A 21,147-nucleotide genomic window follows, 5' to 3' on the forward strand; every position below is an offset into this window, starting at 1 on the left:
GCCCCGAGGGAGCGATAGGGTTAACCTGCCCGGGCCGGGTGGACTCGTACGGGTGGGGAGTGACATGGAACAGATAACGATGCACAGCAGGGCACGCGTCCCTGCGATCACGTGCGGGAGCAGTGCGACCAAGGCGCGCCTCGACCGCCATCTCTCGGTGCTGTCGGGACCCGCCGTCCCTCAGCGCGAGACGGCGGAGGCGACCTCGCTGATGCGTGAACTGACCGCACGGGACACCGTGAAGCAGCGCAGTGACCTCGGCACACGTGTGAGCCGACTCTCGCTCTTCGCCCCGCTGCGCCGCCTGAGCCGCACCCTGTTCGGCGGGCGCTGACCGGACCGCCCGGCGTCCCCACGCCGGTCCGGTATCACCGTTCACCGCCCACCGTCCGGTTGTTCCAGGTCCGCGCTCAGGCGGCCACACCGTCCCGGCGCAGTGCTGCGATCTCCTCGCCCGTCATCCCCACGGCACGCAGCAGCGCCTCGGTGTGCTCGCCGAGCGCGGGCACATCACCCATCCGCGCCTCGTCCCCGCCCGGCAGGGTGATCGGGGGCAGCAGCGCGCGCAACGGCCCCACCGGCGAACCCACTTCCCGCCACCGGTCCCGGGCCGCGAACTGCGGATGGTCCGCCACTTCCTGTACGTTCCTCAGCCGCGCGCACGCGATCCCGGCACCCTCCAGCCGCGCGACGGCGTCATCGACCCCCAGCGAGCCCAGTGCCGCGGCCACGTGGGCATCGGTCCGCTCCCGGTTCCGGACCCGAGCCGCGTTCGTCGCGAACTCCGGATCGGTCCCCAACTCGGGTCGCCCCAGCACCTGTTCGGCGAGCCGCCGCCACTCACGATCGTTCTGCACGGACAGCAGCACGCGCCCGCCGTCGGCCGTGGGGTAGGCGTCGTAGGGTGCGATGACGGCGTGCGCGAGGCCGGTACGTGCCGGGGGCGTGCCGTCGTGCATCGCGTGATGGAGGGGATGCCCCATCCACTCGGCGAGCGCGTCGAACATCGACACCTCCACCGGCCCGCCCCGCCCGGTGGTGCCCCGCCGCACAAGAGCCGCCAGCACCCCCGAGAACGCGTACATCCCGGCCGCGATGTCCGCCGCCGGGATCCCCGCCTTCACCGGCTGCTCCGGCGTCCCGGTCACCGACACCAGCCCCGCCTCGCACTGCACGAGCATGTCGTACGCCCGCTTGCCCGCGTACGGTCCTGACGCCCCGTATCCCGAGATGTCCACGGCGACGAGGCGGGGGTGCGCGGCGCAGAGCGTGGCCGCGTCCAGTCCGAGCCGGGCGGCGGCGCCCTGGGCGAGGTTCTGCACGAACACGTCGGTGCCGGTGAGGAGCCGCCGTACGACGTCAAGCCCACGCGGATCCTTCACATCGAGGGCGAGGGACTCCTTCCCCCGGTTGCACCACACGAAGTGCGAGGCGAGGCCGTGGGCGGTGGTGTCGTATCCGCGCGCGAAGTCGCCGCCGTCGACGCGCTCGATCTTGATGACGCGGGCGCCGAGGTCGGCGAGTTGGCGGGTGGCGAAGGGGGCGGCTACGGCTTGTTCGAGGGCGACGACTGTGAGGCCGGTGAGGGGGAGGGGTTCCATGCGGCCGATCATGCCGGTCTTTCTCCGCCCCCGCCGCCCCTACCCGTTCCCATCCCTGGGGGCTGCCGCCCCCAGACCCCCGCTGTCGGCCTGAACGGCCTCGTCCTCAAACGCCGGACGGGCTAAAAAGCAAGCCCCGGCCGGTGTTCGAGGGCAACTGTGCTCAGCCCACCCTTTTTCCCGCCCACCCACCCCCACCACACTTCAGCACGAGCCTGGGCATTCCAGCCCGTCCGGCGTTTGAGGACAAAGGGGGGTCTGGGGGCGGAGCCCCCAGGGATGGGACGGGTAGGGGCGGCGGGGGCGAAGAAACTTCCTACCCCTCGCCCTCCGCGTACCGTCGCACCGCCAGCGGCAAGAACACCGCGATCAGGAGCACGCACCACGCCAGCGACCCCGCGACGGGGTGCGTGACGGGCCACGCGCCGTCCGTCGGGGTCGGTGCGTTGCCGAACAGGGTGCGCAGTGCTGTGGTCACCGCGCTGATCGGGTTCCAATCGGCCAGTGTTCGCAGCCAACCCGGCAATCCGGCCGTCGGGATGTACGCGTTCGACAGCAGCGGCAGGACGAAAGTCGCGCCCCCCAACTGGCCCGCCGCCTCCTCACTCCGCGACAACAGCCCCAGATAGATCCCGATCCACGTCGTAGCGAACCGGAACAGCAGCAACAGCCCCACCGCCCCCGCCGCCCGCAGGGCCGACCCCTCGACCCGCCACCCCACCGCGAGCCCGACGAGCAGCACCGGCACGGTCCCCGCAGCGGTGACCACGAGGTCCGCGAGTGCCTGCCCGAGGGGCACGGCGGCCCGGCTGATGGGCAGCGTACGGAGCCGGTCGGTCACGCCCCGGTGGGTGTCCTGGGCGGCCTGGAACATCCCGGTCATGATGCCGTTGGCGGCGGTCGCGACCAGCAGCCCCGGGACCAGGAAGGCCCGGTACTCCTCCCCGGGCATCGCGAGGGCGCTGCCGAGCACGTACCCGAAGAACAGCAGCATCGTGATCGGCATGGACTGGGTGAGGACCAGCAGTCCAGGGTTGTGCCGCAGCCGACGCAGATGCCGGCCCAGCATCGCCGTGCCGTCGTACGCCAGGGCAGAGGCCATGGAGGTCGCGGACGTCGACGTGCTCATGCCGCCACCTCCTTGCGCTCCGTCAGCCGGAGAAACACATCGTCGAGGGTCGGCGGACGCAGGCTCGCGTCGAGCAACGCCACGCCCGCCGCGTCCAGTTCACGCACCAGCCGCGGCAGCGTGACCGTCGGATCGGTGGTGACCGCCCCGACGGTGAGCCGGTCCCGGTCCAACACCGGCTCGGAACCGGTGAGTTGGTCGAGAACTGCGGCCGCCCCGAGCAGCGCGTCCGCATCGGCGACCACGACCTCGGCGTACGACCCCATGAGCGCCTTGAGTTGGGCGGGCGTCCCGGACTGCGCGACCCGGCCGTGCTCCAGGAGGGCGATCTCGTCGGCGAGTTGGTCGGCCTCCTCCAGGTACTGAGTGGTGAGGAGGACGGTTGTTCCCTCGTCCCGCAGACCCCGTACCGCCGCCCAGATCTGGTTGCGGGCCGCCGGGTCGAGCCCCGTCGTCGGCTCGTCCAGGAACAGCACCTCGGGCCGCTCGACCAGGCCCGCCGCGAGGTCGAGGCGGCGGCGCATCCCGCCCGAGTAGGTGGACGCGGGCCGGTCGGCGGCCTCGGCCAGCCCGAAGCGGTCGAGCAGCTCGTCCGCGCGCGCCGCCGGCCCCCTGACCCGGTGCAGCCGGGCGAACATCCGCAGGTTCTCGCGGCCGGTGAGGTCCCCGTCGACCGACGCGTACTGCCCGGTGACGCCGATCCGGCGCCGTACGGCAGCAGCGTCCCGTACGAGGTCGTGGCCCGCGACCCGCGCCGACCCCGCGTCGGGCCGCAGGAGTGTGGTGAGCAGGCGTACGACCGTGGTCTTGCCCGCGCCGTTCGGCCCCAGCAGCCCGCACACGGAGCCCTTGGCCACGGCCAGGTCCAGCCCGCGTACGGCATGGACCTTCCCGAAGGACTTCTCCAACCCTTCACTAAGTACAGCGTACGTAGTAGTCATGGAGTGACCATAGCGCACTACGTACGCCGTACGTAACTACGATGGGTGGTCGAGGTGATGATCAATGGCCGGCCGAGCCGCCGTACCCGAAGTGATCTGGGCGCGTCCCGAACGTGCGGGCCGTGGCCCCAAGGCCGCGTACAGCCGCGCCGACATCGCGGCCGCCGCGGTGCGGATCGCGGACGCGGAGGGGCTCGACGCGGCCTCGATGCGGCGCGTCGCGGCCGAGCTGGGCTGCGGCACGATGTCGCTCTACAACTACGTCCCCCGCAAGGAGGACCTGTACGAGCTGATGGTTGACGCGATCAGTGGCGAGCACGAGTTGTGGGAGCCGTCGGGGGACTGGCGGGCGGAGATGGTGCGGGTCGCGCACCAGACGCGTGAGTTGATGCTTCGGCATCCTTGGCTGCCGCGCCTGATGTCCCCGGTGTACGGCTTCAGTCCCAATGCCCTGCGCTATCTCGAACACTGCCTGACCTGTCTCGACCCGTTCGAGGGGACGTACGGCACGAAGTTCGAGCTGATCGCGATGCTCAACGGCATGGTGACGACGTATGTCGGCAACGAGTTGGCGACCGCTGAGCGCGCTCGGTCCTTGCCTTGGTCGGAGGAGCAGGAGAGTGCGATGCGGATCGCTTATCTCGGGGGGCAGGTGGCTGGCGGGGGGTATCCGAGGTTGGCTGCGGCGTTCTTGGAGGACTCGGGGCCGATTGATCTGGAGGCTGTGTTCGAGCGGATGGTTTTGCGGGTGTTGGATGGGTTTTCGTTGCGGGGGTGAGGGGTTGTGTGTCGGGTGCGGGTCCGTCGTGGTTGCTCGCGCAGTTCCCCGCGCCCCTGAAGACCTAAAAGCAGGCTGGTCATAGCAGCGTGAACTGGCCTTCTGGGCCCTCTTCTTGGTGGTCCAGGACCGACGCCGGTTGGCGCGCCCTGTCAGGTACCGGGAGGACGCCCGCCGTCCGTAGCTCCGTCGCAGTGATCGGGTTCGTCACCGTCAACTGCGCCTGCTGTGGGCGCAGTTCCGCCAGAAGCGCCAGTACCGTGATCAGCTCCAGCAGTTCCGATGTCCAGGTCTGCGGCCAGGTCGTCGGCCGGATCGCCTCCAGCGTCCCCGGTTCGACCGCACCGTCCACCCGCACCGCCAGCCACTCCTCCAGCACCCGTACCCCGCCCACCTCGAAGTCCCATGCCTCCGGTGGTACCGGGGAGATGCGGCCGTCGTCGACCTGGAGGGTCTCCTCGTCGCGGTCGTAGTGGACGGTGACCGGGCGGGAGGGCAACGGGGCGCGTACGTACGGGCGTCGGCCGCCGGGGAGCTTTGGGCGGTCGCCGTCCCGGCGCATCAGCCACAGCACCCGGCGGCCCAACTCGACGCCTTGGGACCAGAGGTCGGGGTCGGCGGTGAGGGGGACGGAGAGGCCCGGGCGTACGGCGACCAGGGTCCAGGCGAGGATGTCGAGCGGGTCGGGGTGGTGGCCGAGGCGGTCGGTGAGGTGGGACGTCAGGCCAGGGGCCAGGTTGGGTTCGGCGCCGTCGGGGCGTCGGTACAGGGGGCGGATCCGGCCACCCGGGCGGATCAGTGACAGCAGGGGTGAGGCCAGGAGCAGCGGGCCGTCGGAGGTCGGGGGAGAGGGCGGTGCCTCGACCACGAACACCTGGCGTTCGTCCGCCACTCGCCACAACTCCGGGCGGGCCGCGTCGATCAGCCGGTGGTCCGGGATCAGCCACTGCTCGTCGAAGGGGGCTCGGAGGACCCGTACGGGCTCCGCGCAGGGGCCCGTGGCGCGGGCGAGCTTCTCCGTGCCGCTCCGCCGGCCCGGCAGTTGGGCGACCGCCGAGTGCGGGGTGCGTGAGCGCGTCGGCTCGAACAGGGTCTCGCGGTCCGGGCCTTCGGCCTTCAGCAGGGCGTCCCAGCGGGCTTTGAGGGTTGCGTTGTCGGGGGCCGTCGGCCACCCCCGGCCCAGCCGTGGCGGTGCGACGGACCACGGCATGAGGTCCGCGAGCAGCGGAGCATCGTCGTCGTACGGCACGCTGGGCATCGTACGACGGCCCCCACGCCCGGCTCCCCTAGGTCGCATCCAAGGTCACCGTGAAGGAGAAGCGGTCGCCCCGGTAGTGGATGACGGCCACGTCCAGGACCCGGCCGTCTCCGTCGTACGCGATGCCCGTGTAGTGCAGGATCGGGCTGAGGAGGGGGACCCTGAGGAGGCGGGCCGTCTCCGGGTCCGCGAGGCGGGCCTGGACCGTGTCCGTGATGCGGGCGATGTCCGCGCCCACCGAGTCCCGCAGCACCTTGGTCATCGGCCAGCGGAGGAGATCGTCGCGGTCGATGCGCTCGGCGAGTTCCGGACGGACGTAGTTGCGGGCGTGGTTGGTCGGTTCGCCGGTCTCCTCGTCGCCGCGCAGGCGGTGGTACGTGGCCACCTCCACCAAGTCCGGGAAGTACTCGGCGAGTTCGGCGGGCACGGGTGTGCTGCCGTGGTCGAGGAGTTCGGTCGTCATGCCGGACTGCTGGGCCACGATCGCGTCGACCGAGCCCAACAGCCTTACGGGAGCGCCTCGTTGGGCGTCCGGCTCGATGAACGTGCCGCGCCTGCGGTGGCGGCTGATCAGCCCCTCGTCCTCCAGCTCCTTCAGGGCCTGGCGCATGGTCAGCACGCTCACGCCGTAGTGGCCCGCCAACTGCTCCTCGGTGGGCAGCCGTAGTGGGTCCCGCGCCGAGCGGCCGAGGATCGAGGCGCGCAGGGACTGCGAAACCTGGTACCAGAGCGGCAGCTTGCGGTTCAGGACGATCGAATCCGGAGCGAAGGAGGTCACGGAGGTATCCGTACCGGTCGGCAACGCTCAGTGCAACGGGCGGAAGTGACGCTGGAGGCCCGACCACACGTCGTCGTACCCGGGTTGCAGATGCTCCGCCCGTGCAGCCTGTGCCGTCAGGGTCACCGGCCAGCGCGTTTCGAACATGAACGCCAGCCCGTCGTCGATCCGTTGGGGCCGCAGCTCGGCGGCGCTCGCCCGGTCGAAGGTCTCGCGGTCGGGTCCGTGCGCGGACATCATGTTGTGCAGCGAGCCGCCCCCCGGCACGAAGCCCCCCTTTCCGGCCGTCTTCGCGTCGTACGCGCCCTCGATCAGGCCCATGTACTCGCTCATCACGTTCCGGTGGAAGTACGGCGGCCGGAAGGTGTCCTCGCCCACCAGCCAGCGCGGCGCGAACACGACGAAGTCGACGCCCGCGAGGCCCGGGGTGTCCGACGGGGACGTCAGCACCGTGAAGATCGACGGGTCCGGATGGTCGTACGAGATCGTGCCGAGGACGTTGAAGCGGCGCAGGTCGTAGGCGTACGGGACATGGTTGCCGTGCCAGGCGACGACGTCGAGCGGGGAGTGGTCGTAGACCGCCGTCCAGAGGTTGCCGCAGAACTTGTTGACGACCTCCACCGGACCCTCGACGTCCTCGTACGCGGCTACCGGTGCCCTGAAGTCCCGTGCGTTCGCCAGGCCGTTGGCGCCGATCGGGCCCAGGTCGGGGAGCTGGAAGGGGGCGCCGTAGTTCTCGCACACGTAACCGCGGGCCGAGGCGTCCAGCAGCTCCACCCGGAAGCGCACTCCGCGCGGGATGAGGGCAACGTGGCCCGGTTCGACGTACAGCAGGCCGAACTCGGTGCGCAGCAGCAGTCCGCCGGTCTCCGGGACGATCAGCAGCTCACCGTCGGCGTCGCTGAACACCCGCTGCATCGAGGAGTCGGCGTGATAGAGGTGCACGGCCATGCCGGTGCGCTGTGTGGCGTCGCCGTTGCCGCCGAGGGTCCACAGGCCCGCCAGGAAGTCCGTCCCGGCCGTGGGCTCGGGCAGCGGGTCCCAGCGCAGCCGGTTGGGATCCGGGACGGATTCTGTGAAGGGTGCCGTACGGATCGGGCCGTTGTCGGCGGGCGCGAACGGGGGATGCGCCGCCGAAGGGCGGATGCGGTACAGCCAGGAGCGGCGGTTGTGGGCGCGGGGCTCGGTGAACGCCGTACCGCTGAGCTGCTCGGCGTAGAGGCCGAGAGGGGCGCGCTGCGGGGAGTTGCGGCCCTCGGGCAGGGCGCCCGGGACGGCTTCCGAGCTGTGCTCATTGCCGAAACCGGAGAGCCAGGAGAGGGTGTCCAGCCCTTCGGCGGCCTTCCGCGCGTCGCCGTCCGTGTCCCCGCCGATGCCCTCGCTCGCGTCCCCGCTCATGGGTGCTCCCTCGCTCCCTCACTCCCGATCCCGCATTCCTATGCTTCACCGTAGGATTCGGTGTTCGCGGGCGCAAGAGGGCGGAAAGCCAGGGGTACGGTTCACCGGACCGCCGGGGAACGGCATGATGAAGGGCGTGCCCCCAGCTACCTCGCTACGTCGTGCGCCCGTACAGCGGCGCAGTGCCGAACGGCTGACCCGAATCCTCGACGCCTGCGCCGACCTCCTCGACGAGGTCGGCTACGACGCCCTGAGCACCCGCGCGGTGGCGATACGCGCCGGCGTCCCCATAGGCTCCGTCTACCGCTTCTTCGGCAACAAGCGCGCCATGGCGGACGCGCTCGCCCAGCGGAACCTGGAGCGGTTCATCGCGCGTGTCACCGAGCGGCTGCGGGAGCTGAGCGGGGGTGGCTGGCGCGAGGCCATGGACGCAGTGCTCGACGAGTACCTGGCCATGAAGCGCACCGCGCCCGGTTTCTCCCTCGTCGACTTCGGCAACCAGATCCCGGTCGGCAAGCGCGACGCCGAACCCAACCACCGCGTCGCCGACACCCTCACCACCCTCCTCGCCGACGTCATCGGCCGCGCACCCGACGACGACCTGCGCCGTACGTTCCTGGTCGCCGTCGAGACCGCCGACACCCTGATCCACCTGGCCTTCCGGGTCGCTCCGGAGGGCGACGAGCGGATCATCGCGGAGATGCGGGAGCTGCTGCGGGCGTATCTGGCGCGGGTGCTGGACTGACGCACCCGCATTCACGCGGGCGTCGGACGAACGGGCTCGCGGGTTTCCGACCTCACCCGGTTGAAGACCTCCCCTCCATCCGTACCGGTCGGTATGCTCGGCCTCAGTCTCCAGCCGTGCGTCGATGCTGCCGCCACCCTCCGGGAGGACCCGTGTCCAGCCCCACCGACTCCCGTACCGCCCTGCGCGTGTGCCCGCTCTGCGAGGCCACCTGTGGACTCACGCTCACCATCGAGAGCGGCCGGGTCACCCGGGCCCGCGGTGACCGTGACGATGTCTTCAGCCAGGGGTTCATCTGCCCCAAGGGCGCCTCCTTCGGGGCCCTCGACAGCGACCCCGACCGGCTGCGCACCCCCCTCGTCCGACGCGACGGCGAGCTGCGCGAGGCGAGCTGGGCGGAGGCCTTCGACGCCGTCGCCGCCGGGATCCGGGGCACTGTAGAGCGGTACGGGGCGAACTCCGTCGGGGTCGTCCTCGGGAACCCGAACGTGCACACCGTGGCCGGGGCGCTCTACCCGACCGTCCTGCTCGCCGGCCTCGGCACCCGCAGCATCTTCAGTGCCTCCACGGTCGACCAGATGCCCAAGCACGTCTCCAGCGGGCTGCTGTACGGCGACGCCAACGCGATCCCCGTACCCGACCTCGACCGCACCGACCACCTCCTGCTCATCGGCGCCAACCCCCTTGAGTCCAACGGGAGTCTGTGCACCGCACCCGACTTCCCCGGCAAACTCAAGGCCCTCAAGGCGCGCGGCGGCACCCTCACCGTCATCGACCCGCGCCGCACCCGCACGGCCAAGCTCGCCGACCGGCACATCGCGATCCGCCCGGGTACGGACGCCCTGCTGCTCGCCGCGATGACCTTCGTGCTCTTCGACGAACACCTCGTAGACCTGGGCGAGTTGGCGCCACACGTCGTAGGCGTCGATGAACTGGCCGCCTCCGTACGGGACTTCACTCCCGAAGCCGTCTCCGGGGCCTGCGACGTGGACGCGGACACCATCCGCACCCTCGCCCGGGAACTCGCCGCAGCGCCCACCGCCGCCGTCTACGGCCGCATCGGCAGCTGCACGGTCCCGCACGGCACCCTCGCCAGCTGGCTGGTCGACATCCTCGACATCCTCACCGGCAACCTCGACCGGCCGGGCGGCGCCCTCTTCCCACAGGCGGCCACCGACAGGACACCCCGGCCGGCCGGGCCCAGTCACGGGTTCGCGCTGGGCCGGTGGCACTCGCGGGTCGGTCAACACCCGGAGGCGAAGGGTGAGTTGCCGCTCTCGGCACTCGCCGAGGAGATCGACACCGCGACCGCGGAGGGCGAGCCGATCCGGGCCCTCATCGCGGTCGCCGCCAACCCCGTCCTCTCCGCACCCGACGGCAACCGGCTCGACAAGGCGCTGGACTCGCTCGACTTCATGGTCAGCGTCGACCCCTACCTCAACGAGACCTCGCGCCACGCCGACGTCGTACTGCCGCCGCCCCCGCCCTCGCAGAGCCCGCACCACGACTTCGCCCTCAACACCCTCGCCGTACGCAACCAGGTCCGCTACAACCGCCCCGCGGTCCCCCTGGAGCCGGGCAGGATGGCCGAGACCGAGATCCTCGCCCGGCTCGTCCTGGCCGCGACCGGCATGCACGGCGCCGACCCCGCCGCCGTGGACGCCATGGTCATCGACCAGACCCTCGGCAAGTCCGTCAAGGAAGCGCACTCCCCGGTCCACGGCCGGGATCCGCAGGAGCTGGCCGAGTCGCTCGACGGCGACACCGGCCCCGAGCGCCGCCTCGACCTGATGCTGCGCCTGGGCCCGTACGGCGACGGCTTCGGCGTACGACCGGACGGCCTGACCTTGACGAAACTGCTCGCGCACCCGCACGGCATCGACCTCGGCCCGCTCCAGTCCCGCCTCCCGCAGCCCCTGAAGACGCGCAGCGGCAGGATCGAGCTGCTGCCGCAGCCCATCGCAGACGACCTCCCCCGCCTCCGCCAGGCCCTGCGGGAGCGCCCCGCCGGGATCGTGCTCATCGGCCGACGCCACCTGCGCTCCAACAACAGCTGGATGCACAACGTGCCCGCCCTCACCGGCGGCACCAACCGCTGCACCCTGCACATCCACCCCGAGGACGCCGCCCGTCTCGGGGTCGAGGACGGCGCTCCCGTACGGATCAAGGGCGCAGGGGGAGAGGTGGTGGCCCCGGCGGAGATCACCGACGTCGTCCGGCGCGGGGTCGTGAGCCTGCCGCACGGGTGGGGGCACGACCGGCCCGGCACCCGGCTTGGACACGCTTCCGTCGACCCCGGGGTCAACGTCAACCAGCTCCTCGACGGCAGTCTGCTGGACCCGCTGTCGGGCAACGCCGTACTGAATGGTGTACCCATCGATCTCGCGCCAGCAGGCACAACGCTGTGACCTGGAGTTTTGCGCTTATTGCTCGCACGTCAACATCTTGTTAAGACTTGCGTGGGCGCCCTAACGTCATCGCACTGCCGACTCCGGTGGGAGTTCAAGGGCGAACGTTAGGTAACCCACTCATGTTGACCATCCTGGGCTTCACGATGATCGCGACCTTCCTGGTCCTGATCATGATGAAGAAGATGTCGCCGATCGCGGCGCTCGTACTGATCCCGGCACTCTTCTGCGTCTTCGTCGGGAAGGGCGCCAAGCTCGGTGACTACGTCATCGACGGCGTCACCAGCCTCGCCCCCACCGCGGCGATGCTCATGTTCGCGATCGTCTACTTCGGTGTGATGATCGATGTCGGCCTCTTCGACCCGATCGTCCGAGGCATCCTCAAGTTCGCCAAGGCGGACCCGCTGCGCATCGTCGTCGGTACGGCGATCCTCGCGGCGATCGTCTCCCTCGACGGCGACGGCTCGACCACCTTCATGATCACGGTCTCGGCGATGTACCCGCTGTACAAGCGCCTGAAGATGAGCCTCGTCGTGATGACCGGCGTCGCCGCGATGGCCAACGGTGTGATGAACACCCTGCCCTGGGGCGGCCCGACGGCCCGCGCCGCGACGGCCCTGAAGCTCGACGCCAGCGACATCTTCGTCCCGATGATCCCGGCCCTCGCCGCCGGTCTGGCCTTCGTCATCGCCCTCTCGTACGTCCTCGGCCGCCGCGAGCGCAAGCGGCTCGGCGTGCTGACGCTGGACGCGGTCCTGGTGGAGGAGCCGGAGCAGGAGACGGAGACGGTCCTCGTCGGCGCCGGTTCGGGTGTCAAGTCGGCCGTGGGCTCCGGTGCGGGCAACTCGGCCGCGCCGACCGGCGGTTCGGCCGCCGAGGCCCCCACGGCCGGGGACGGCGACGATGACGACGACGACCGGATGCTGAAGGTCCTCGACCCCAACCGCACCACCCTGCGCCCCAAGCTCTACTGGTTCAACGCGCTGCTCACGGTCACGCTCCTGACCGCCATGATCATGGAGTGGCTGCCGATCCCGGTGCTGTTCCTGCTCGGTGCCGCGCTCGCCCTGACGGTCAACTTCCCGCACATGCCCGACCAGAAGGCCCGTCTCGGCGCCCACGCCGAGAACGTCCTCAACGTCTCCGGCATGGTCTTCGCCGCCGCCGTCTTCACCGGCGTCCTGACCGGCACCGGCATGGTCGACCACATGGCCCGCTGGCTCGTCGACAACATCCCCGACGGCATGGGCCCGCACATGGCCTTCGTCACCGGCCTGCTGAGCATCCCGCTCACCTACTTCATGTCGAACGACGGCTTCTACTTCGGCGTCCTGCCGGTCCTCGCCGAGGCCGGCGCCGCCCACGGCGTCTCCCCGCTGGAGATCGCCCGCGCCTCCCTCATCGCCCAGCCCCTGCACATGTCCAGCCCGCTCGTCCCGGCCGTGTACGTTCTCGTCGGCATGGCGAAGGTCGAGTTCGGCGACCACACCAAGTTCGTGGTCAAGTGGGCGATCCTGACCTCGCTGGCGATCCTCGGGGCGGGAATCCTGTTCGGCATCATCTGATCCACGCACTTCTCCTACGCGTCCGGAAGGACATGTCCACATGTCCATGAGGCCCGGTGGGAACCGCGGCTGGCTGCTCCGCCTCGTCATCGCCTTCAGCTTCACGCAGGGGGCGGTGTCGATGGCCCGGCCCGCCGTCTCCTACCGGGCCCTCGCGCTGGGCGCGGACGAACGGGCGATCGGCGTCATCGCCGCCGCGTTCGCCCTGCTCCCGCTCTTCGCCGCGGTCCCGCTGGGCCGACGCACCGATCACGGCCGCTGCGCGCCCCTGCTGACCGTCGGCGCGCTCCTCATCGCGGGCGGCTGCGCGCTGGGCGCCACCGCCGACTCCCTCGCGGCGATGGCCGCGTGGAGCGGAGTGACCGGCCTGGGCCACCTCTGCTTCGTCATCGGCGGCCAGTCGCTCGTCGCCCGCAGGTCCGCCCCGGACGAACAGGACCGCAACTTCGGGTACTTCACGATCGGGGTCTCGCTCGGCCAGTTCATCGGGCCGATGGCGGCGGGCCTGCTGATCGGCGCTGAGGACATGGCGGCCAGCAGCGCCCGCGCCCTGCTCGTCGCGGGTGCGGTCGCCGCGTTCGCGTTCACGTCGCTGTGGCGGGTCGAGGACCGTACGGTCGTCAAGTCCCGTACGGAGCAAGGTGATCGTGTCCCGGTGCACCGCATCCTGCGCACCCGGGGCGTACCCGCGGGCATCTTCGTCAGCCTCGCCGTGCTGTCCGCGACCGACGTCCTCACCGCGTACCTTCCGGTGGTCGGCGAGGACCGGGGTATCGCGCCGGCGGTGATCGGCGTGCTGCTCGGACTGCGGGCGGCGGCCACGATCGCGTGCCGGCTGGTGCTGACGCCCCTGGTACGGCTGCTGGGCCGGCGCCGACTCCTCACCCTGACCTGTCTGTTGGGGGCGGTGCTGTGTGCGGGGATCGCGGTGCCGGTGCCGGTGGGGGGGCTGGCGTTGATGCTCGCGGCGCTGGGGTTCTGCCTGGGCGTGGGCCAACCCCTGTCGATGACGACGGTCGTCCAGGCAGCTCCGGCGGGCGCCCGCTCCACCGCCCTCGCACTACGCCTGACCGGCAACCGCCTCGGCCAGGTGGCTGCGCCGGCTACGGCGGGGCTGGTCGCCGGGGTTACGGGGGTGGGGGCGCCGTTCGTGATGCTGGGGGTGTTGTTGGTGGTGTCGTCGGGGGTTTCGCGGGTTCGGAGTTGACGGGGTCCGGGATGGGATTTCTTCGCCCCCGCCGCCCCTACCCGTTCCCATCCTCGGGGGCTCCGCCCCCGAACCCCCGCTCCTCAAACGCCGGAGGGGCTGGATGGTGCCGGCCGGGGCTTGATCTTCAGCGCGAGCCCAGGCATTTCAGCCCGTCCGGCGTTTGAGGACGAGGCCGTTCAGGCCGAAAGGGGGGTCTGGGGGCGCAGCCCCCAGGGATGGGGCGGGTAGGGGCGGCGGGGGCGAAGAAGGCTACGGCACCTCCCCAGCCGTCGCGGGCACCCGCTTTGCCACCCGTCGCCGAGACCGCGACACCGCCACCCCCGCCAGACACAACCCCCCGCCCGCCAGCGTGAGCAACCCCGGTACCTCACCCAGGGCCAGCCAGGACATCAGGACGACCAGGGCGGGGACCGCGTACGTGGTCGCGCCCATGCGGCTGGCCGTCGTGCGGGCCAGGGCGTAGGCCCAGGTCGTGAAGGCCAGGGCGGTCGGGAAGACGCCCAGGTAGATCATGTTGAGGGTGGCCGAGAGCGGCGCGTCGGCCGCCTCACCGACCAGTTGCCCGGCGAACGGCAGACAGGTCACGGCCCCGACCAGGCAGCCGAACGTCGTCACCTGAAGGGCGCTCGCGCTGCCGAGGGCCGGCTTCTGCGCGACGACACCCGTGGCCCACGCCGCCGCCGCGAGCAGACACAGCGCCACCCCGAGCACGGACGTACCGCCCCCGCCCGACATCGACAGCCCGACGGTCACCGCGCCCGCGAACGACACCGCCATGCCCGCGAGCAGCCTGGGCGGCATCGGATCGCCGAGGAGCCGGGTGCCGAGCAGGGCTATGAGGATCGGGCCGACGTTCACGACGAGGGCGGCCGTCCCTGCGTCCACCTGCTGCTCGCCCCAGTTGAGGACGACCATGTACACCCCGAACCACAGCACGCCAGAGATCGCGATCCCCCTCCACGCCGACCGGGGCGGCAGCCCCTCCCGCCGTACGAGACAGATCGCTCCCAGCGCCAGGAACCCGGCGAGCATCCGCCCGAGGGCCAGCGCACCCGGCGAGTACGAGGCCCCCGCACTGCGGATCGACACGAACGCGGAGGCCCACAGCACCACGGTCACGCAGGCCGCGACAGCGGCGAGCACCTCCGTACGAGGGGTCGTACCGGGGGGCGGGGAAGAGGTCATCATGCTCCAGAGGCTAGGGAGAACGGGCTGGGAGGGCTCGCGATTTTCGGACGTGCGGCTTCCCAGGAGACGTACGGTCGCCGGTCGCTCAGTGCAGCGCCCTCGGCTCGATGCCGAGCAGCTCGGCGAAACGGCGTTCCCCCTCCGGGGTCACCCTCACCGCCCGTTCCGAGCCGATGCGTACGCACCAGCGGGCGTCCAGTGCGTGCCGGCACAGGGCCGCGCCGGCCGAACCCGCGAGGTGGGCGCGGCGTTCGGTCCAGTCGAGGCAGGCGCGGGTGAGGGGGCGGCGGCCGGTGCGGTCGAGGTCGATGCCCGCGTCGGCGAACCAGCGCAGCCCGGCGTCCGTGAGCGCGAACCCGGTGTCCTGGCGCAGCAGTCCCCGTACGGTCAGGGCGTCGGTGAGGGCGATACCGAGCCGTCCGGCGAGGTGGTCGTAGCAGGTACGGCCACGCGCCATCGCCGACCCGGCGCCGGACTCCCGTAGGGTGCGCGGGCGTTGGGCCTCGGAGGGGCCGACCTGGGCGGCCAGGTCCTCGACGAGTTGCGCCACGCGGGCATCGGCCAGCCGTACATAGCGGTGCCGTCCCTGACGCTCCTCGGCGAGCAGCCCACCGGCGACCAGCTTCCCCAGGTGCTCGCTGGCGGTCGACGGCGCGACCCCGGCGTACCGTGCCAGCTCCCCGGCGGTCCACGCCCGCCCGTCCAGCAGCGCGATCAGAAAACCGGCCCGCGTCTCGTCGGCCAGCAGCCCGGCCAGCGCGGCGAGCCCGGACGCACGGCCCGGCTTCCTGGTCTTCATGAGCCCAGCATGGGTCACGGACACTTCGGCGCCCACCGAACAGTGCGGAGCGCTCCGCTGGGGGTGCCGGGATGGGTCGGTGTCGTCGGTTGTCCGCGGTGCCGTCGTGGCTGGTCGCGCAGTTCCCCGCGCCCCTTAGGTCTGACTTGCTCAGGGAGTTTGCTTCTGCCGCTCGTGTCGGGACGGGTCGGTGTTATCGGTTGTCTGCGGCGTCGTCGTGGCTGGTCGCGCAGTTCCCCGCGCCCCTTCAGGGCGCTTGTCGAGCCCCCGACTTGCTCAGGAGGTTCGCTTCAGTCGCTCGTACTGCTGTGCCAACCCGTCCAGCAGGGCCGTCAGGCCGGTTTCGAAGGCGCGCTCGTCGATCTTCTCCTGTTGTTCGGCGAGGAGGTGTGCCTGGCCGAGGTGGGGATAGTCGGCCGGGTCGTACGCGCTCTCGTCGTTCACGAAGCCCCCGGCGAAGGAGCCGAGCGCGGAGCCCATGATGAAGTACCGCATCAGCGCGCCGATCGACGTCGCCTGGGCGGGTGGCCAGCCGGCGCCGACCATCCCGCCGTAGACCGCGTCGGCGAGGCGCAGGCCCGCCGGGCGGCGGCCGGGGCCACGGGCCATGACCGGGACGATGTTCGGGTGGTCGCGCAGGGCGGCCCGGTAGGAGACGGCCCAGTCGTGCAGCGCGGTACGCCAGTCGCGGCCGTCCTCGAACATCGACAGGTCGACCAGCACGCTCACCGAGTCCGCGACCGCCTCCAGGATCTGGTCCTTCGTCCGGAAGTGGTTGTAGAGGGACGGCCCGCTGACCCCCAGTTCGGCGGCGAGCCGACGCGTGGAGACGGCCGCCAGCCCCTCCGCGTCCACCAGCGCCCGTGCCGTCTCGACGATCAGGCCGGTGCTGAGGAGGGGCTTGCGTGGTCGGGCCATGGCGCACATAGTAGGGCTGGGTCACGGAAACTAGCAGTGCTAATTTAATGGGTCCGGTGGAGGGTGGTGGGGTCTTGGTGAATCTGGGGCTCAGTGACGAGCAGGAGGCCGTCCAACGGCTCGCCCGGGACTTCGTCGAGCGCGAGATCGCCCCCAATGTCGTCGAGTGGGACCGCGCCGAGGCCGTCGACCGGTCGATCGTGAAGAAGCTCGGCGAGGTCGGCTTCCTGGGGCTGACCGTCGACGAGGCGTACGGCGGCTCCGGCGGTGATCACCTCACGTACTGCCTGGTGACCGAGGAGCTCGGCCGTGGCGACTCGTCCGTGCGCGGGATCGTCTCCGTGTCCCTGGGGCTGGTCGCCAAGACGATCGCGGGCTGGGGGAGCGAGGAGCAGAAGCGCCGCTGGCTGCCCGGGCTCACCTCCGGCGCGTACGTCGGCTGCTTCGGGCTGACCGAGCCGGGCACCGGGTCCGACGCGGGCAACCTCACCACGCGGGCCGTGCGGGAAGGCGACGAGTACGTCGTCAGCGGCACCAAGATGTTCATCACGAACGGGACTTGGGCCGATGTTGTTCTTCTCTTCGCCCGGTCCACCGACGCCCCCGGGCACAAGGGCGTCTCCGCCTTCCTCGTGCCGACCGACACCCCCGGACTGACCCGCCGTCCCCTCCACGGCAAGCTCGGGCTGCGCGGTCAGGCCACCGCCGAACTGGTCTTCGAGGACGTGCGTGTGCCCGCCTCGGCGATGCTGGGCCCCGAGGGCAAGGGCTTCTCCGTGGCCATGTCGGCGCTCGCGAAGGGGCGGATGTCGGTCGCCGCCGGGTGCGTCGGGATAGCCCAGGCCGCCCTGGACGCGGCCGTGCGGTACGCGGGCGAGCGCGAGCAGTTCGGCGGGCCGATCGCCCGGCACCAACTGGTGCAGGAGCTGATCAGCGACATCGCCGTCGATGTCGACGCGGCACGGCTGCTGACCTGGCGGGTCGCCGATCTCGTCGACCGGGGCCTGCCCTTCGCCACCGAGTCCTCCAAGGCCAAGCTCTTCGCCTCCGAGGCCGCCGTACGCGCCGCCAACAACGCCCTCCAGGTCTTCGGCGGCTACGGCTACATCGACGAGTACCCGGCGGGCAAACTCCTGCGCGACGCCCGCGTGATGACCCTCTACGAGGGCACGAGCCAGATCCAGAAACTGCTGATCGGGCGCGCGCTGACGGGCGTATCGGCCTTCTGAGCCCTGCCTCGCATGAGTATCCGTCTGAGTATCTCGGCGGATGTGGCATGGGCCACGTCCGCCGACCCTTGTCCCCATGGACATGAACGTGAACATGAACGAGAGACCCGTCAAGCAGCAGAACACGGCCGCCTTCTACGGCCAGGCCGTCGCGTCCTTCGCCGTCGCCATGGGTGCGACGGCCATCGGCATCTTCCGGCTGAACGCCGACGCCTGGGTGCGCGGCTTCCTCGCCATCGCCGTCCTCTATCTGGTGACCTCCTCCTTCACCCTGGCCAAGGTCATCCGCGACCGTCAGGAGTCAGGTCGCTGAGCGGGCACGCTAAGCGCCCGCTCACCCACGGCGGTACAGTGGGGGGTCACTGTCGGTGGAAGGGGCGAACGGGCGATGAGTACGGCGGAGGAGATTGCCGGCGGCGAGGCGGCGCCGTGGGGCGAGGTGACCCCCGACGCGGCCAGGCGGCTGCTCATCGCCGCCGTGGAGGCCTTCGCCGAGCGCGGCTACCACGCGACGACGACCCGTGACATCGCGGGCCGCGCGGGCATGAGCCCGGCCGCGCTCTACATCCACTACAAGACCAAGGAAGAGCTGCTCCACCGGATCAGCAGGATCGGCCACGAGAAGGCCGTCGACATCCTGCGTACGGCGGCCCGGACCGAGGGCACCTCGACCGAGCGGCTGGCCGAGGCCGTCGGCTCCTTCGTCCGCTGGCACGCCGGAGGGCGCACCACCGCACGGGTCGTGCAGTACGAACTGGACTCGCTCGGCCCCGAGGCCCGCGCCGAGATCCTCGCGCTGCGCCGCCAGTGCGACGCCGAGGTACGCGGGATCATCGAGGACGGTGTGGAGGCGGGCGAGTTCGACGTCCCCGACGTACCGGGCACGACGCTCGCCGTGCTGTCGCTGTGCGTCGACGTGGCCCGCTGGTTCAACGTCAACGGTTCGCGTACGCCCGACGAGGTCGGCGCGCTCTACGCCGACCTCGTGCTGCGGATGGTGGGGGCCGAGCAGGTGCCGGCAGGTTCTGGCGGCGGCGCCTAGAGGTAGTAGCGCGACACGGACTCCGCCACGCACACCGGCTTGTCGCCGCCCTCGCGCTCCACGCTGAAGCCGACGGTGACCTGGACGCCCCCGGGGACGTCCTCGACGCCGTTGAGCGTGGCGGTGGCGCGCAGTCGGGAGCCGACCGGGACGGGCGCGGGGAAACGCACCTTGTTCGTCCCGTAGTTGACGCCCATCTTCACGTTCTCGACCTTGATCAGCTGCGGCCCGAAGAGCGGCAGCAGGGAGAGGGTCAGATAGCCGTGCGCGATGGTCGTCCCGAAGGGGCCCGTGGCCGCCTTCTCCGGGTCGACGTGGATCCACTGGTGGTCGCCGGTGGCGTCCGCGAACAGGTCGATGCGCTTCTGGTCGACCTCCAGCCAGTCGGTGTACCCCAACTGCTCACCGACCGCCGCCTTCAGGTCGTCCGCGCCCGTGAAGATCCTCGGCTCTGCCATGTCCCGGCCTCCTCGCCACTTGTCTAAGCAACTGCTTAGCATGGTCGGCCGCGGTTTCCCTGTCAACGGACCGCGGCAAGCCGTCTTGGGTAGGGTTCGGGGAGTGCCCCAGATTCCCGAGAAGATCCATGAACTCACGGTCGGCCAGCTCGCCGCCCGCAGCGGCGCCGCCGTCTCCGCCCTGCACTTCTACGAGTCCAAGGGCCTCATCAGCAGCCGTCGTACCTCGGGCAACCAGCGCCGCTACAGCCGTGACGCGCTGCGTCGGGTCGCCTTCGTCAGGGCAGCGCAGCGGGTCGGTATCCCGCTCGCCACGATCCGCGAGGCGCTCGCCGAACTCCCCGAGGAACGCACGCCCACGCGGGACGACTGGGCCCGGCTCTCCGAGAACTGGCGTTCCGAACTGGACGAGCGCATCAAGCAGTTGAATCGGTTGCGGGATCACCTCACCGACTGCATCGGCTGCGGCTGTCTGTCCCTGGAGGGGTGCGTGCTGTCCAACCCGGACGACGTGTTCGGCGAGAGCCGGGCGGGGTCGCGGCTGATGGTGGAGAGGGGCGGCGCCAAGCCGGTTGCTCGTACTCCGTCTCGGCCTTGCACGTCGGACTGACGCCTGGGTGACGCGCCCCAAAGGGGCGCGGGGAACTGCGCGACAGGCCCCCACCGGGCCCGCGGCCGACAATCCGCCAGTTGGGGGGTGCGGCATCCCCGGCGCACCCCCGTCGTGCTCGTGCTCAGGCCGACGCGAGCAGCAGTCGTCCGCGCCTGGACTCCGCCAGGGCCTCGGGGGTCAGTACGGGCCGCGGCACCACGATGCCGCACTCCGTGCAGACGGGACCCGACGACGGCTCATGGGCCAGGTCGTACTTCCAGGTGAGGCGCTCCCCGACGCACACCGGGCACACCGAGCCCGGTTCGCGCTCCAGGGCGGCGATCAGCCGTCGCAGCACCTCGGCCAGCGGTTCATGGGGATGTACCCCCGGGTCGTCGCACCAGGCCACCCCGAACCCACCCCAGGTCAGCCGATGCCAGTCGTCCACGCTTCCGGGCCGGCGCAGCCCGTCGAACTTCTCCTTCTTGCGGCGCTTCGCGAACTCCACCTCGTAGGCCAGCCAGACCGAGCGCGCTTCCTCCAGCTCGTCCAGTGCGGCCACGAGCCGCGCTGGATCGGGGGACCGGTCCTCGGGACCGAACCCGGCCCGGGAGCACAGATGGTCCCAGGTCGCCCTGTGCCCGTAAGGGGCGAACCTCTCAAGGCACTTGCGGAGCGAGTAACGCCGCAGTGCCAGATCGCTCCGCGGATCCCGCACCTGTCTCGCCAGACTCCGGAAACCGGCCATCGCCTTGCACCTCCGTCACACCTGCACCTGTACTTCGGTCACTTCGGCGTCGTCGAACGGACGTCGCCGAATAGACGTATCGACAAGCGATTCGGCTCCATCCGTTTTCCGATGACGGCCATAAGCCGTTCGTCGGCCCCCATGGGACCGACGTCAACGGCCCTGAACCGTCCGCCGGACCACCCCTCACGGTTACCTCCCGCAGCTGTCGGCCGCCTGTGGAACACCTGTTGAACATTGCGCCGGGCCCAAGTCGCGCCCAGCGCCCCCGAAGTGCCCCCGCACTCCTCCCAACGCATTTGCTGTACCACGTTGTTCAAAAGTGACGCATGTTCATCTTCGAACCCGGGGATACCGGCGGT

At 70.8% G+C, this 21,147-nt stretch carries 20 protein-coding genes and 1 pseudogene; 10 read left to right on the forward strand and 11 right to left on the reverse strand.

What is annotated here, in order from left to right:
- Positions 1-64 precede the first annotated feature (64 nt).
- Positions 65-334: a hypothetical protein gene (locus OG787_RS39405; RefSeq protein ID WP_369032861.1), complete on the forward strand. Its 270-nt coding sequence runs from the start codon at positions 65-67 to the stop codon at positions 332-334.
- Positions 335-410: 76 nt separating this feature from the next.
- Here OG787_RS39405 and OG787_RS39410 read toward each other — a convergent pair whose 3' ends face one another.
- The 3 genes from OG787_RS39410 to OG787_RS39420 form a co-directional block, all read right to left on the reverse strand.
- On the reverse strand, positions 411-1,613 hold the full coding sequence (locus tag OG787_RS39410) for a CaiB/BaiF CoA transferase family protein (RefSeq protein ID WP_405538455.1): 1,203 nt from the start codon (positions 1,611-1,613) through the stop codon (positions 411-413).
- A 304-nt stretch (positions 1,614-1,917) separates the two neighbouring features.
- A complete protein-coding gene (locus tag OG787_RS39415) occupies positions 1,918-2,730 on the reverse strand; it encodes an ABC transporter permease (RefSeq protein ID WP_405538457.1) in 813 nt (270 codons plus the stop codon).
- On the reverse strand, positions 2,727-3,671 hold the full coding sequence (locus OG787_RS39420) for an ATP-binding cassette domain-containing protein (RefSeq protein WP_405538458.1): 945 nt from the start codon (positions 3,669-3,671) through the stop codon (positions 2,727-2,729). Before OG787_RS39420 ends, OG787_RS39415 begins: the two co-directional genes overlap by 4 nt.
- Positions 3,672-3,735: 64 nt before the next feature.
- Here OG787_RS39420 and OG787_RS39425 point away from each other — a divergent pair, with 64 nt between their 5' ends.
- Positions 3,736-4,449: a TetR/AcrR family transcriptional regulator C-terminal domain-containing protein gene (locus OG787_RS39425; protein ID WP_405538459.1), complete on the forward strand. Its 714-nt coding sequence runs from the start codon at positions 3,736-3,738 to the stop codon at positions 4,447-4,449.
- Between the two features lie 79 nt (positions 4,450-4,528).
- Here OG787_RS39425 and OG787_RS39430 read toward each other — a convergent pair whose 3' ends face one another.
- Genes OG787_RS39430 through hmgA form a run of 3 tightly spaced genes read right to left on the reverse strand, consistent with a single transcriptional unit; the run spans position 4,529 to position 7,883 of the window.
- Positions 4,529-5,707 carry a type ISP restriction/modification enzyme gene (locus OG787_RS39430; RefSeq protein WP_405538460.1) on the reverse strand — a complete coding sequence of 393 codons (1,179 nt, stop codon included), beginning with the start codon at positions 5,705-5,707 and terminating at the stop codon, positions 4,529-4,531.
- A 28-nt stretch (positions 5,708-5,735) separates the two neighbouring features.
- Positions 5,736-6,485, reverse strand: coding sequence for a GntR family transcriptional regulator (locus OG787_RS39435; RefSeq protein WP_369037800.1), 750 nt, complete (start codon positions 6,483-6,485; stop codon positions 5,736-5,738).
- A gap of 27 nt (positions 6,486-6,512) precedes the next feature.
- Positions 6,513-7,883, reverse strand: coding sequence for a homogentisate 1,2-dioxygenase (gene hmgA, locus OG787_RS39440; protein ID WP_405538462.1), 1,371 nt, complete (start codon positions 7,881-7,883; stop codon positions 6,513-6,515).
- A 127-nt stretch (positions 7,884-8,010) separates the two neighbouring features.
- On the opposite strand from hmgA, the gene OG787_RS39445 reads away from it, so the two are divergent.
- The 4 genes from OG787_RS39445 to OG787_RS39460 all read left to right on the forward strand — a co-directional run bounded on the left by OG787_RS39445 (position 8,011) and on the right by OG787_RS39460 (position 13,808).
- The gene (locus OG787_RS39445; protein WP_369037805.1) at positions 8,011-8,628 is read left to right on the forward strand and encodes a TetR family transcriptional regulator; all 618 of its coding nucleotides are present in this window, start codon (positions 8,011-8,013) and stop codon (positions 8,626-8,628) included.
- Between the two features lie 152 nt (positions 8,629-8,780).
- Positions 8,781-11,036, forward strand: a complete 2,256-nt coding sequence (locus OG787_RS39450) for a molybdopterin oxidoreductase family protein (RefSeq protein ID WP_405538464.1) — start codon at positions 8,781-8,783, stop codon at positions 11,034-11,036.
- A 122-nt stretch (positions 11,037-11,158) separates the two neighbouring features.
- The gene (locus OG787_RS39455; RefSeq protein ID WP_405538465.1) at positions 11,159-12,601 is read left to right on the forward strand and encodes a CitMHS family transporter; all 1,443 of its coding nucleotides are present in this window, start codon (positions 11,159-11,161) and stop codon (positions 12,599-12,601) included.
- Positions 12,602-12,647: 46 nt separating this feature from the next.
- Positions 12,648-13,808 (forward strand): MFS transporter, encoded by a 1,161-nt coding sequence (locus OG787_RS39460; RefSeq protein ID WP_405540718.1) that lies wholly within the window; start codon positions 12,648-12,650, stop codon positions 13,806-13,808.
- A gap of 252 nt (positions 13,809-14,060) precedes the next feature.
- Here OG787_RS39460 and OG787_RS39465 read toward each other — a convergent pair whose 3' ends face one another.
- The 3 genes from OG787_RS39465 to OG787_RS39475 form a co-directional block, all read right to left on the reverse strand.
- Positions 14,061-14,999, reverse strand: coding sequence for a DMT family transporter (locus tag OG787_RS39465; RefSeq protein ID WP_405538467.1), 939 nt, complete (start codon positions 14,997-14,999; stop codon positions 14,061-14,063).
- 85 nt (positions 15,000-15,084) lie between these two features.
- The gene (locus tag OG787_RS39470) at positions 15,085-15,798 is read right to left on the reverse strand and encodes an ArsR/SmtB family transcription factor (protein ID WP_369034759.1); all 714 of its coding nucleotides are present in this window, start codon (positions 15,796-15,798) and stop codon (positions 15,085-15,087) included.
- A gap of 276 nt (positions 15,799-16,074) precedes the next feature.
- Positions 16,075-16,716 carry a TetR/AcrR family transcriptional regulator gene (locus OG787_RS39475; RefSeq protein ID WP_369034758.1) on the reverse strand — a complete coding sequence of 214 codons (642 nt, stop codon included), beginning with the start codon at positions 16,714-16,716 and terminating at the stop codon, positions 16,075-16,077.
- 77 nt (positions 16,717-16,793) lie between these two features.
- On the opposite strand from OG787_RS39475, the gene OG787_RS39480 reads away from it, so the two are divergent.
- From OG787_RS39480 to OG787_RS39490, 3 genes and pseudogenes are all read left to right on the forward strand, one after another.
- Entirely contained in the window at positions 16,794-17,945 is a 1,152-nt protein-coding gene (locus OG787_RS39480; RefSeq protein ID WP_369034762.1) for an acyl-CoA dehydrogenase family protein, read from the forward strand.
- Between the two features lie 94 nt (positions 17,946-18,039).
- Positions 18,040-18,255: pseudogene (locus tag OG787_RS39485) on the forward strand (YiaA/YiaB family inner membrane protein); the annotation flags it as partial.
- 78 nt (positions 18,256-18,333) lie between these two features.
- Positions 18,334-18,987 (forward strand): TetR/AcrR family transcriptional regulator, encoded by a 654-nt coding sequence (locus OG787_RS39490; RefSeq protein WP_405538469.1) that lies wholly within the window; start codon positions 18,334-18,336, stop codon positions 18,985-18,987.
- Here the strand turns inward: OG787_RS39490 and OG787_RS39495 are convergent.
- The gene (locus OG787_RS39495; RefSeq protein ID WP_405538470.1) at positions 18,984-19,445 is read right to left on the reverse strand and encodes a MaoC family dehydratase; all 462 of its coding nucleotides are present in this window, start codon (positions 19,443-19,445) and stop codon (positions 18,984-18,986) included. The genes OG787_RS39490 and OG787_RS39495 overlap by 4 nt on opposite strands.
- Positions 19,446-19,548: 103 nt before the next feature.
- On the opposite strand from OG787_RS39495, the gene soxR reads away from it, so the two are divergent.
- The gene (soxR, locus tag OG787_RS39500; protein ID WP_369034755.1) at positions 19,549-20,055 is read left to right on the forward strand and encodes a redox-sensitive transcriptional activator SoxR; all 507 of its coding nucleotides are present in this window, start codon (positions 19,549-19,551) and stop codon (positions 20,053-20,055) included.
- Positions 20,056-20,179: 124 nt separating this feature from the next.
- Here the strand turns inward: soxR and OG787_RS39505 are convergent, their stop codons facing one another.
- Entirely contained in the window at positions 20,180-20,785 is a 606-nt protein-coding gene (locus OG787_RS39505) for a hypothetical protein (RefSeq protein ID WP_369034754.1), read from the reverse strand.
- Positions 20,786-21,147 lie beyond the last annotated feature (362 nt).

The organism is Streptomyces sp. NBC_00075 (assembly GCF_045041225.1).
Classification (GTDB): Bacteria; Actinomycetota; Actinomycetes; order Streptomycetales; family Streptomycetaceae; genus Streptomyces; species Streptomyces adonidis.